At 64.0% G+C, this 12,226-nt stretch carries 11 protein-coding genes, 1 tRNA gene and 1 pseudogene; 10 read left to right on the forward strand and 3 right to left on the reverse strand.

Annotated features, from left to right (window positions below; genetic code table 11):
* Positions 1-39: 39 nt before the first annotated feature.
* The gene (locus ACQS5P_RS03220) at positions 40-1,344 is read left to right on the forward strand and encodes a sodium:proton antiporter (RefSeq protein WP_428939466.1); all 1,305 of its coding nucleotides are present in this window, start codon (positions 40-42) and stop codon (positions 1,342-1,344) included.
* On the opposite strand, the gene ACQS5P_RS03225 is transcribed toward ACQS5P_RS03220, so the two are convergent.
* Entirely contained in the window at positions 1,294-3,234 is a 1,941-nt protein-coding gene (locus ACQS5P_RS03225; RefSeq protein WP_428939467.1) for a sialate O-acetylesterase, read from the reverse strand. The genes ACQS5P_RS03220 and ACQS5P_RS03225 overlap by 51 nt on opposite strands.
* A gap of 249 nt (positions 3,235-3,483) precedes the next feature.
* Between ACQS5P_RS03225 and ACQS5P_RS03230 the strand changes: the two genes are divergently transcribed.
* The 9 genes and pseudogenes from ACQS5P_RS03230 (at position 3,484) to ACQS5P_RS03270 (ending at position 10,095) form a co-directional block, all read left to right on the forward strand.
* Positions 3,484-3,936, forward strand: a complete 453-nt coding sequence (locus tag ACQS5P_RS03230) for an ArsR/SmtB family transcription factor (RefSeq protein ID WP_428939468.1) — start codon at positions 3,484-3,486, stop codon at positions 3,934-3,936.
* The gene (locus tag ACQS5P_RS03235; RefSeq protein ID WP_428940988.1) at positions 3,843-4,286 is read left to right on the forward strand and encodes an arsenate reductase ArsC; all 444 of its coding nucleotides are present in this window, start codon (positions 3,843-3,845) and stop codon (positions 4,284-4,286) included. The genes ACQS5P_RS03230 and ACQS5P_RS03235 overlap by 94 nt, the downstream gene beginning before the upstream one ends.
* Positions 4,283-5,384 (forward strand): annotated as a pseudogene (gene arsB, locus ACQS5P_RS03240) (ACR3 family arsenite efflux transporter). The gene ACQS5P_RS03235 and the pseudogene arsB overlap by 4 nt, the downstream one beginning before the upstream one ends.
* Positions 5,385-5,432: 48 nt before the next feature.
* Positions 5,433-6,815: a permease gene (locus tag ACQS5P_RS03245; protein WP_428939469.1), complete on the forward strand. Its 1,383-nt coding sequence runs from the start codon at positions 5,433-5,435 to the stop codon at positions 6,813-6,815.
* Positions 6,816-6,845: 30 nt separating this feature from the next.
* The gene (locus tag ACQS5P_RS03250) at positions 6,846-7,079 is read left to right on the forward strand and encodes a thioredoxin family protein (RefSeq protein WP_428939470.1); all 234 of its coding nucleotides are present in this window, start codon (positions 6,846-6,848) and stop codon (positions 7,077-7,079) included.
* 188 nt (positions 7,080-7,267) lie between these two features.
* Positions 7,268-8,194, forward strand: a complete 927-nt coding sequence (gene arsM, locus ACQS5P_RS03255; RefSeq protein WP_428939471.1) for an arsenite methyltransferase — start codon at positions 7,268-7,270, stop codon at positions 8,192-8,194.
* A gap of 199 nt (positions 8,195-8,393) precedes the next feature.
* Positions 8,394-8,466: transfer RNA gene (locus ACQS5P_RS03260), tRNA-Glu, on the forward strand.
* Positions 8,467-8,649: 183 nt separating this feature from the next.
* On the forward strand, positions 8,650-8,925 hold the full coding sequence (locus ACQS5P_RS03265; protein ID WP_428939472.1) for a hypothetical protein: 276 nt from the start codon (positions 8,650-8,652) through the stop codon (positions 8,923-8,925).
* Between the two features lie 36 nt (positions 8,926-8,961).
* Entirely contained in the window at positions 8,962-10,095 is a 1,134-nt protein-coding gene (locus ACQS5P_RS03270) for a hypothetical protein (protein WP_428939473.1), read from the forward strand.
* Between the two features lie 34 nt (positions 10,096-10,129).
* On the opposite strand, the gene ACQS5P_RS03275 is transcribed toward ACQS5P_RS03270, so the two are convergent.
* The gene (locus ACQS5P_RS03275; RefSeq protein ID WP_428939474.1) at positions 10,130-10,843 is read right to left on the reverse strand and encodes a hypothetical protein; all 714 of its coding nucleotides are present in this window, start codon (positions 10,841-10,843) and stop codon (positions 10,130-10,132) included.
* A gap of 132 nt (positions 10,844-10,975) precedes the next feature.
* Positions 10,976-11,983: a hypothetical protein gene (locus ACQS5P_RS03280; RefSeq protein WP_428939475.1), complete on the reverse strand. Its 1,008-nt coding sequence runs from the start codon at positions 11,981-11,983 to the stop codon at positions 10,976-10,978.
* Positions 11,984-12,226: the final 243 nt, after the last annotated feature.

Genomic DNA, 12,226 nt, shown 5'->3' on the forward strand with positions numbered 1-12,226 from the left:
CTCAATGACGTCGCGCCTTGTCCGCGGGATGCTCCGACGATGCGCAAAGTCCTGATCTATTCCCTTCTTCTTGTCCTGGGGCTGATCGCCTCTCAATTCACCCCGGCTGCCTTCCAGACGCCCATCCGTCTGCTGACGATGCTGGCGTTGTCGTTCATCATGATCCATGTCGGCTTCGAGTTCGACATCGACCGCTCGCAGCCGCGCAAGTATGCCTGGGACTATTTCGTGGCCTTCACGGCGGCGGCGTTCCCGTGGATTTTCTGCGCCCTGTACTTTGTCTACGTGATGTCGCCGCGCGCAGTCTGGGGGCACCCGGACCTGTGGAAGGAAGTCCTGCTGGAGTCGCGTTTCGCCTCACCCACGTCGGCGGGCGTGCTGTTCGCGATGCTCGCCGCCGCCGGTCTGGGGGCAACATGGGTCTTCCGCAAGGCCAGGATCCTGGCGATCTTCGACGACCTGGACACCATCCTGCTTATGATCCCGCTGAAGATCATGATGGTCGGGGTGAAGTGGCAGCTCCTGGTGATTGTCCTGGTCATCGTGCTGCTGCTGTGGATCGCCTGGAAGTACCTCAACGCCTGGACCCTGCCGGTCACCTGGCCGTGGGTGCTGAGCTACGCGGCGGGCATCACGCTGATCAGTGAGCTGATCCATCTGGGCAGCATGCAGGTCGATCCGCTGGTGCCGGTGCATCTGGAGGTGCTGTTGCCCGCTTTCGTGCTGGGATGCGTGCTCCGCGGGCCGGAACATGTCACCGAGCCTTCGCACCTGGAGCCGGAAGGGACCGAACCCGGCCCGGAGCAACCCACCGAGCAGCTTGTGTCCACCATCGTGTCGGCGGCGTTCATGGTTCTGGTGGGCCTGTCGATGCCGCCGATCCTGGGCGCGGGCAGTTCCGTCCCCGCCGAATCCTCCGCCAAAGTGCTCATGTACGAAGGCGTGCCCCAGCACGTTCTGGAGGCGAAGAACGCGTTCCCCGGCTGGGGGATCATCGCCGTTCACGTCGTGCTGATCACGATCATCTCGAACATCGGCAAGCTCTTTCCGGCGTTCTGCTATCGTCGAGAGGCCACGTGGCGCGAGCGGCTGGCGGTGGCGGTGGGCATGTTCCCGCGCGGCGAGGTGGGAGCGGGCGTGCTGGTGATCTCGCTGAGCTATGGCATCGGCGGGCCAACGCTGCTGGTGGCGATCCTCTCTTTGGCGCTGAACCTGCTGCTGACCGGCGTGTTCATCCTGATCGTCAAGAAGCTGATCGCCGGCGCGTATCCGTCGGAAGAGCCGGCGCCCGGATCACCGACGCTGGTCAGTCACACCGGGCCAGTCGTCCGTCCGGAACGGTGATGCCGGCAGTCCCTCGGAATTGACCAGCGTCACCTGCGGGTTGTCAGCCCAGCCGTAGCGCACCGCCACGGGTTTGGGGACCTTCTCGCTCCAGACGATCACCGTGTCGCAGGTTTCCCCGCCCAGCTTCGCCTCGGCGCAGACGAAGTTGCGATCTTCGCCCGCGACGGCAAAACCGTTGAGGCACTGGTCTTTGGCCTTCAGTCCCGTGCCGACGTGGTCGAACTTCAGCTTCACCTTGTTTTCCTCGATCGTCATCGACTTGAAGATCGGCCCGGACGCGACCACGTCCTTCCCGTAGACGTCTTTCATCGCCAACAGCGCCAGTCGCCGTCCGACTTCCTGCTTGTTGCGGGGATGGATGTCGTTGGCGTCGCCGACGTCGATGGTGACGGCCAGGGCGGTGTTGGGTACCGAGCGCGTGGTCAGCAGTTGCGCCTCGCGCAGCTCGGCCCAGGTGCTGGGCTCGACCGGCTGGGTGGCCGGGGCGTGGAAGCTGGTGAGCTGAACGATCAGGAACGGAAACTCGCCCTGCCCCCAGGCACGTCGCCAGCCCCTGATCATCGCCGGAAGCAAGGTGCGATACTGAAAGGCCCGCTCGCAGTTGGATTCGCCCTGATACCAGATGACTCCGCGGATCGCCAGACCCGCCAGCGGATGGATCATGCCGTTGTACAGGTTGGCCGGGGCGTAAGGCGTGTCAGGCCCGGCAGGTGGTGACGGAGGCGGCGGAATGTCGCGCTTCGGCTCCAGCGCCAGCTCGATGGCGTATTTCCAGTCTCCGTGCAGCGGTATGGGCGAGCTGGTCGCCGCGTCGGCATCTGGCTTGGCCCGTGTTTGCAGGTTCATCGCTTCGGCCGGGCCGCACATTCCCCCCGAACCCCCCGTGTCGAACACCCGCACCGCAATCACATTCCGCCCGGCGCGCACCAGTTCTCCCGGCACGACGTAACGGCGCGCAACCTGCCAGGCGCGCGGCGTATCCGGCCCGGTGGCGCCCACACGCACGCCGTTGAAATAGACCACATCGTGATCGTCCACAATCCCGAGGTTCAGCTCCAGTTCCCTGCCCGCCCAGGCTTGCGGCACCTCCACCGCACGCCGAAACCAGACCGCCCCATCAATGTCCTGTCCCGTGCAGCCTTCAAACGTCCCGGGCAGGTCGATCGACTTCCAGGCGCTGTCGTCGAACTCAACCCCAGCCCAACCTTCCGACGTTTTGCTGTCTCCCGGATCCTTCTGCGTCGCCAACTCGATCCATTCGGCCAGCTTCTTCTCGTAGTCTGCTCGAAGCTCGGCGGCGCGGGGCAGACTCTGTTCGTAGCGCTGCACGATCGGCTCAAGGACGGGGTCGGCCTTGAGCGAACCCAGATCGGTCCAAGCCTCGCAGGTCGTGCCGCCCCAGGCGCTTTTGATCAGCCCCACCGGCGTCTTGAGATGCCGATGAAGTTTTCGTCCGAAGAAGTACCCAACCGCCGAAAAATCGCCGACGCTCTTGGGCGAACAGACGCGCCATTGCCCAATCAAATCCTCCTGCGGCTGAGAAGAGGCGCGGTTCTCGACGATGAACAATCGGATCTGGGGATAGTCGGCCTCGGCGATCTCCCTGGCCGGCTCCAGCGCCGCCCGGACCGGCCAGTCCATGTTCGACTGCCCCGAGCAGACCCACACCTCTCCGATGAGAATGTCCCGGATGGTGATGGTCTTGTCCGACGAGCTGATCTGCATCTCCAGCGGCGAATCCGACGCGATCGGCTCGAAGACCACGCGCCATCGTCCGTGCTGATCGGCGGTGGCGGACAGTTCCTGCCCGCCCAGCTTCACGACCACGGTCTGGCCCGGGTCGGCGCGGCCCCACACCGGCAGCTTCGCGCCGGCTTGCAGGACCATGTGGTCGGCGAAGATGGATGGCAGCCTGATTTCGCCGCACGCCGGCGCACAGTGCCAGCAGCAACAAACCAACAACGCAAGCGGTAGCCAGCGGCGACGCTGCATACCCTTAAATATCGTGCCGGACGCGTCGTGTTGTCCACTGCCGCCGCTGCGGCCCGGGGGCGGGAGAACGCCTTGGCGGATTCGGCGCTTGACTTGCCCGGGGCAAGCACTATTATTTCGTCGTTTGGCGAAATGACGAATCACATGGACCAGCTTCTGGCCATCGCCACTGCCCTGGCGGATGAGGGACGCCTGCGGGCGCTGCTGGCCATCCGCCGCGCCGGCGAACTGTGCCTCTGCCAGATCACTGAGCTGCTGGCTCTGGCGCCCTCCACCGTCTCCAAACACCTGTCGATCCTCCGCCACGCCGGACTCATCGAGGCGCGCAAGCAGGGTCGGTGGATGTTTTTCCGCCTCGCCGATGACGAACAGTCCCCACCGGCGGTTCGCGGCGCGATCCAATGGATCGCCTCGTCGCTGGGACGCGATCCTCGCGCTCTGGACGACGCGCGGCGGCTGAAACAGATCCTCGCCGAAGACCCGGAAGAACTATGCAAACGCCAATGCGAAAGACGCGGGTGTTGTTCCTCTGCACCGGCAACTCCTGCCGCAGCCAGATGGCCGAAGTCTGGGCACGCCACCTCCGCGGCGACGTGATCGAACCTTTTTCGGCAGGAACCCAGCCCAAGGGCCTGAACCCGCTGGCGGTCAAAGCGATGGCCGAGGCGGGCGTGGATATCTCCTCCCAGCGCTCCAAACACGTGGATGAGTTCACGAACGTGCCGCTCGACTATGTCGTGACCGTCTGCGATCAGGCGCACGAGTCCTGCCCGATCTTCCGCGGCAACGTTCCTGTAATTCACGTCGGGTTCGATGATCCGCCTTACCTGGCACGCGATGCAAAGACCGAGGCCGAGGCGATGGTCCACTACCGCCGCGTGCGAGATGAAATCCGCGACTGGGTCCGCACGCTTCCCGAATCTTTAACCAGCAGAAAATCGCCATGAGCGACGGAATCTCGAAGAAACTCTCTTTCCTGGACCGGTACCTGACGCTGTGGATCTTCCTGGCGATGGCCGCGGGCGTCGGACTGGGATACTTCCTGCCGCAGACGGAAGTGTTCATCGATCGCTTCCAGATCGGCACCACCAACATCCCCATCGCCATCGGGCTGATCCTGATGATGTACCCCCCCGCTGGCCAAGGTGCGTTACGAGAAGCTCTCGGCCGTGTTCGGACACGGTCGCGTGCTGCTGCTTTCGCTGGCGATCAACTGGGTCGTGGGCCCGATCGTCATGTTTGTGCTGGCGGTGGGGCTGCTGTATGACCTGCCGGATTATGCGATGGGGCTGGTGCTGGTCGGCCTGGCCAGATGTATCGCGATGGTGCTGGTCTGGAACGATCTGGCCGACGGAGACCGCGATCTGGCGGCGGGGCTGGTCGCGTTCAACGCGATCTTTCAGGTGCTGCTGTACGGCGTGTACGGATGGCTGTTCATCACCTTCCTGTTGCCGCTGACTGGATTGAAGGGCGCGGTCGTTGACGTCGGCATGGGCCAGATCGCAAAGACCGTGCTGATCTACCTGGGCACACCCCTGCTCGCCGGCGCTGTTACGCGACTGATCTGCCTGGCCATCAAAGGCCAGCAGTGGTACGAGCGCGTGTTCATCCCGCGGATCAGTCCGCTCACGCTGGCGGCGCTGCTGTTGACGATCGTGGTAATGTTCAGCTCCAAGGGCGAAAAGATCGTGCAGCTTCCGCTGGACGTGCTGCGGGTGTCCGTGCCTCTGGCCGCCTACTTTGTCGCGATGTTCTTCATCACCTTCCATCTGGCCAGGAGGATGCGCGGCGCGTATCCGCAGGTCGCGACCGTGGCCCTGACCGCCGCCAGCAACGACTTTGAGCTGGCCATCGCGGTGGCGATCGCGGTGTTCGGCATTCACTCCGGACAGGCCTTTGCGACCGTCATCGGCCCGCTGGTGGAAGTACCGGTGCTGATTGGACTGGTGAATGTGGCGTTGTACCTGCGACAGCGTCACTTCGGCGCCGGCGATGTCGTGTCCGCAATCGCAATGACCACAGACCGTCCGGCCGCCGTTCGGTAACGTCCCGACCCCCCGAGGTCGCCTGTGGAAGCTTACGAGTAGACTCGCATGAACACTCTGAGTTGCCAAATGCCCAAAGCGGTGGACGGTCCTGCCGCATCCGAGTCGGCCAGATGGCGATGGCCCGACGCACCACAGCGCGCCGAGCTGGCGCGGCTGGCCGCGATGATCGGAGTGTACCTGCTGCTTCTGTTCCTGCCGGTTGGCAATGCCAGGTTCGATGCCGCCATCAACGAATCGCTGCATCTGGCCCGATGGTACGCCCGCGAGCACCTGCTGCTGTGTCTGATCCCAGCCCTGTTCATCGCCGGGGCCATCAGCGTGTTCGTCTCGCAGGCATCGGTCATGAAGTACCTGGGGCCAACAGCGCCCAAGTGGCTGGCGTACGGCGTGGCGTCGGTGTCGGGCACGATCCTGGCCGTCTGCTCCTGCACCGTTCTGCCCCTGTTCGCCGGAATCTGGCGCATGGGCGCCGGACTGGGACCGGCCACGGCGTTCCTGTACTCAGGTCCGGCGATCAACGTACTGGCCATCATCCTCACCGCCAGAATCCTCGGACCAGAGCTGGGCATCGCCCGCGCGGTTGGCGCCATTCTGTTCAGCCTGGTCATCGGTCTGCTGATGCACCTGATCTTTCGCAAGGATGAGATGCGGCGTGCAGCGGTGGCGGCAAGCTTGCCGCAGACCCCGCACGCTCGTCCGCTCTGGAAAACCGGAATCTATTTCGCCCTCATGCTGGCCGTGCTGGTCTTCGCCAACTGGGGCAGCCCACAACAACCGATCGGATTGTTTTCAGCCATTTACTCGGTCAAGTGGATCATCACATCGCTGGCCGCTGCGGGGCTGGGAATCGTGCTGGTCCTGTGGTTCGCAGTGCCGTGGTGGAAACTGGCCCTGAGCATCGCCGCCATCGCAGTGCTGGCGATGCTGGCACAACAGCAGCCGATGATTCCATTCGCGGCGGCCATCGTCGCTCTGGTCTGGATCTGCGCCGGAAGTCAGCGCGAGGCGAGTCAGTGGCTTACCGCCACCTGGGAATTGGCCAAACAGATTCTGCCCCTGCTGCTGCTGGGGGTGCTGGTCGCCGGCTTTCTGCTGGGCCGGCCCGGCCACGAAGGGCTGATCCCCACTTCCTGGGTGGCCGGCTCGGTGGGCGGCAACTCGTTGCGTGCCAACTTCGTCGCCTCCTTCGCTGGCGCGCTCATGTATTTCGCGACCTTGACGGAAGTCCCCATCCTCCAGGGACTGATCGGCGCCGGAATGGGTAAAGGTCCGGCGCTGGCGCTGCTGCTGGCCGGACCGGCGCTATCGCTGCCCAACATGCTTGTGCTGCGAGGCGTCATGGGCACCGCCAGGACGCTGGTTTACGTGGGGTTGGTCATCATCATGGCCACACTGTCCGGCTGGGTTTACGGCGCCATTTTCGCCTGAAGATTTCTTGAAGGCTTTGTGGAGACAGCTATGAAGACGCTGCAAATTCTGGGTACCGGTTGTCCCAAGTGCCAGAAGCTCGCCCAACACGCAGAGTTGGCCGCCAAAGAACTGGGACTGGACTATCGCATCGAAAAGATCGCTGCGCTGGACCAGATCATGAACTTCGGCGTGATGATGACGCCTGCGTTGGCGGTGGACGGCCAGGTCAAAGTCTGGGGCCGCGTGCCGTCGGTCGAGGAGATCAAGACGCTGCTGGCATGACGGTGTTCGTCTGTGACGGGATACGCCGCCTCGAATAGCCGGACAACGTCTGCTTCACCTGAACCGCATTTGCACTGCTACTATTGTACGGTCACGACCGCCGAGGCCGACTTTTTGGAGACATTCACATGAAAAGCCTGAACAACTGTTGCGGCCCCGAGTGCTGCACGAACCCAAGCCAGACTTCAATGCCCGCTGCCACCGCGCAGACGGCCAGCGACATCACCGAAGCGGTCCGGAGCAAGTATGCCTCGGTGGCGCAGAGCAGCCTGAGCAGCCAGCAGGCGGGTGTACGCGCCGTCGCTCAGGCGTTCGGATACTCCCCCCAGGAGCTGGCCTCGATCCCCGCCGAGGCGAACATGGGCCTGTCCTGCGGCAATCCCACAGCCTTCGCATCGCTGCGGCCGGGAGAAGTTGTCGTGGATCTTGGCAGCGGCGGCGGACTGGATGTGTTCCTCGCGGCGCAGAAGGTCGGCCCCACCGGCAAGGCCATCGGCATCGACATGACTCCGGAGATGATCCAGCGCGCCCGCGCCGCCGCCGCCAGGGCTGGCTTCTCGAATGTCGAGTTTCACCTGGCCACCATCGACAAGCTGCCCCTGCCGGATGCCTCCGTCGATGTTGTGATCAGCAACTGCGTGATCAATCTGGCGCCGGACAAACCGGCGGTGTTTCGCGAGATCGCCCGGGTGCTTAAGCCCGGCGGGCGACTGGCCATCAGCGACATCGCGCTGAAGCGCCCGTTGCCCCCGGAGCTGGCGCGGGATGTTGCCGCCTACGTCGGATGCATCGCCGGCGCCATCCCCATCGACGAATACGAACAACTGCTCAAGCAGGCCGGCTTCAGCCATGTTCAGGTCATCGACAGCGGCGCAGACCTCAACGCCTACTCCAGTGTCGAAGGCCAGAGCGGCTGTTGCTCCCCGCCAGCCGAATCAGTCTCCGGCAATCTGGCTGTCGCCAGCGCGGGGTGCTGCGGCGGAGCCGGCGGCTCGCAGCAGCCCTCTGCCGCCGCCACGCAGGACAGCCTGCATGCCCGGCTCGGCGAGTTGCTCAGTCGCTTCAACGTCAACGACTACGCGGCCAGCGTGAAGGTCTTCGCGGTGCGCGGCTGACTCTGACACAGCCGCACCGGCCGACGCAGCCGCTGGCGGCCAGTCGATGGCCCGCCGCCGCACGCCTGTGCCTCTCGAGCAGCCGCCTTGCGCCGAGCCAGTAAGACGCCCGGCCGGCGGTGCCGATTGCCACTTGACACTCTACGCCGACCGTCTAAACTTCGCTGTCGGACAAGCTAATATGCGCCTGAAAGGCCCCGCCCCCTTCGTCTAGTGGCCTAGGATATCTGGTTCTCAGCCAGAGGACAGGGGTTCGACTCCCCTAGGGGGTATGAATGACCGCCGCTGACATCGTGGGATGTTGGCGGCGATTTTCGTTTTGGCCAGCGATGGAGGGGCCGCTCAAAGACGGGCGGGGGTAATTTGGACCCGCAATCGGAGAACCATCCGGCACACCGCGCGAAGCGGTCCATCGCGTATTCCGGGAAACTGCCCGGCGGCGTAGAATCCAGGCCATGACCGAATCGACCGCGACCACGGTGCTCGATGCTGAGCAGGTTCTGGATCGGCAATTCCTACAGATGCGATGGCGTTGCCTGTCGCTGGCGGCGGACCTGGACCGCATCCAGCGCGCAGCGGGTGGGCCGGACCTGCTGCGACAGGATCCGCGGCTTCAGACCCTCTTCCGAGCCATGGCCCTGCTGTTGGATCCGACGGATACTCCCAGGCGTGCCGAGCACGTGCAAATGCTGTTCAGCGACACCACGCCCCCGCCGGCCCGAGGCGATTGACGCACCCACTCACCGTCGGACAAAGGACTCGTCGTCGTGAGCTTCAGCGTCTGTCTGGGAACCTCCAACACGCTGCGTTACCCGCAGGGCGGCCACCTGTGGGTGTTCATCAACTGGGCATTGGGCTTTCGCGCCGCCGGCGCCGAGCGGATCATCTGGCTGGACGTGATCGATCCGGCCAGGTCGCCGGATCAAACGCTGGCATCGCTCGAGCTGCTGCGAGAGCGGATCGCGGCGTTCGGTCTGGCGGAGACGATCGCATTGATCCGGCCCGACGGCTCGCCCGTCGGCTTCGACACCGGCACTCTGGGTGTGGAGGAGGCGAGCGGCGCCCAGTTGCTGTTCGATCTGCGATACGACCTGCCCGAATCGCTCGTCAGGCGGTTCCGTCGTTCGGCCCTGCTGGATATCGATCCGGGGCTGCTCCAGTTCGCGATGCAGAAGGGTCACATGAACCCGGCCGCGCACGACGTGTACTTCACCATTGGACAAAGCGTGGGGACGTTGGGATCGCGCTTCCCTTCGCTTGGGCTGGATTGGATCCATGTCCCGCCGTGCGTAAGTCTGGAGCACTGGCCGATGATTCCCCCGCCCGCCGCCGGGCAAGGCGCCTACACCACTGTCTCGCACTGGTACATGAACGAGTGGATGGCCGACGAGGACGGCACGGTTTACAAGAATGACAAGCGCAGCGCATTTCTCCCGTACGTGCAACTTCCCCAGCGGGTGGAGGCGAAGCTGGAGCTGGCGATTCACCTGGCCGGTGACAGTGTCGAGCGCGCCATGCTCGAATCGCATGGCTGGCAGGTTCGCGAGGCACACGAGGCCGCCGGATCACCACTGGATTTCCAGCGGTATGTGCAAAGCTCCCGCGGCGAATTCGGCTGCGCCAAACCCGCCTACGTCAAGCTGAAAACCGGCTGGATCAGTGATCGAACGATCTGCTACCTGGCGTGCGGCAGGCCGGCGATCATCCAGGACACTGGGCCGATCGGGTACTTCGAGGGCGGCCAGGGTGTGCTGCGATTCAGCACGTTTGAGCAGGCGATCGAGTGCGTGCAGGCTGTGGAGCGGGACTACGCCGCTCACTGCGCCGCCGCCCGCGCGCTGGCCGAAGAGTACTTCGACGCCCGCAAAGTGGCGGCGCGGGTGCTGGATCGATGCATCTAGCGGAACAGCCGGGCGGAGGATGCGACGGGTCGGCCTATGACTGTCGGGCAGGTTGCGACACGCAATGGGTGGGTTGTTCGGCGGGCTGGTTCTGGTCGGTGTCCTTTGGCTGCGGCTCGTCGGCGCCAAGGACTTCGTCGATGACGGGCCTGGCATCGTCATAGTCGAAACCGCGTCGCCGCAGCAGTCCCGCCAGACGCCGCCTCGCAACCGTCGGGTCCAGATTGCGCAGCCGGGCAGCGTGTTTGCCGGCCAGCTCCCGTGCCATGGCCAGGGCATTGGTCTGGCTGTAGACCTCGTCCAGTGCTCTGGTGGCAACGTCACCACTGACACCCGAGCGGATCAGCTCGATGAACGCCCGCCGACGCCCGTGCTGCTTCTGCTGTGCCGCGGCAAGCGCCTTGGCTCTGGCGAAGCGTTCGTCGTCGATGTAGCCCATGCGGGTCAGGTCTTCCATGACCGAATCGATGATGGCCTCTCCCCACTCGCGACGGGCAAGCTTGCGATACAGCTCGGCACGGCTGTGCAGCCGGTGCGAGAGGAACTGCATCGCCGCCGCCATGCACTCCTGCTTGACATCGCCGAACTCGATTTCGCGAATTTGCTGCTCGTCCAGCCGCATGCCGGGACGAAGCTGGAACTTGGCGATGATCAGGATGTTGCATCCGAACGCGAACTTGCCATCAAGGAACACGTTGCGCCGGTCACGGTTGCGCTTCTGTTCGGTGATCTTTGTGATCACGCTCATGTGTCGTCATCGCCTCCTGTCAGATGCCCGGACGTCTGCCGGGCGGATCATAATCAGACAATTCGCTGCCGGCGACGTTGGGTTCGGTTGGGGAAAGCCTGAATCGGGGAATTTCCGCGAGGGTGTGTTGGATCAGTCGGTTGGCTGTGCAACAGACGGCTGGGCTGTTTGCGGCGCGAACAGCGCCGCCAACGCCGACATCGCCACCGCCGGATAGGTGCCGTGCGCCACGGTCCTGGTCGTCACGTTGCCCTTACCATCGGTGGTGATTTGCTCCAACTTCAGGTGGATGGTGCCTTCGTCGCCACAGGACGAACACCAGGCGACGGAGAGGCGGTGGTTGGTGAGCTCTGCGGTTGAACCCGCGGCGCGCATTTGGTTCAGGTCTCCGGCCTGGATCGACCGGGTCGCCGCTGCCGGATCCCCGCTGAAAAACCCCAACACGCGCGACTGCTTCCATTGGTCGCAAGCGGCACAAAACGGCTGCGACGTGGCGTTTTTCACCATCCCGAATGTGATCCCCGCCACGATCAGGATCTCCACAATCCAATAGATATACGAACCGTAATACCCCAGGTTTAGTCCCTGCCCGCGACCGGTCTTCTTCAGTTCCACGCCGTGGCGGGCTTCCATCTCCATGTAATCGAAGAAAGTCTTGACCTGCGCCGCTTCGAACAGCGCCTCCAGTGCCTGGCGGTCCTGTTCCGCCAGGTCGTCGCGAATCAGTTGCTGCCGCTGCTCAGGCGGCAGTTGGGCGATCTGGAGAAGCTGTGGGTCCACCTGCGCCAGTTCCTTGCGGAAGGATTCGTAGTCGAAGTAGTGCATCAGGCTCATCGCCAGCGCCCCGCCGAGGAATCCCGCCAGTCCACCCACCGCTGGATTGCGGATGCGCCCGCTTTTGACCATGCGTTGGCCGACAAAGCCCAGGATCAGACCTATACCGATAGGGAACAGCAGGATGAGCCAGAAGTATTGAGAGACCCAGTGCGCCACGAATCCCAGTGCCGCGCCGATCAGCACCAGGGCCGAAACGAGCATCCCGAACCCGGCGGCCGAGACGCCGCCGTCGGGATGGTAATCGCTGACCTGAAATCGCGGCAGTTCTCCGGCGCCCGCTGGCACGTGTGTGCTGATCGACATGTGCTTGCCCGTGGTAAGAGACTGGCCGTTGCAGCCCCGTGGCCGACCACGAGGCGGTTGGCGGACATCATACCGCCCCGGAACATGGCGATGAAGCCGCAGCCGTGCAGCCAGCGGCTCTCTGGCAAAACACCACATGTCCCGCCATACTGCCTGACCACGAGCCTGCGACGCATCGCAGGCAGCCCTGCCATCGATGGGGCCTGATCGGCGGGCGATTGGAAACCACAATCAGACACGAAG

Origin of the sequence: Fontivita pretiosa (genome assembly GCF_050410795.1) — a bacterium.
GTDB lineage: Bacteria > Planctomycetota > Phycisphaerae > Tepidisphaerales > Tepidisphaeraceae > Fontivita > Fontivita pretiosa.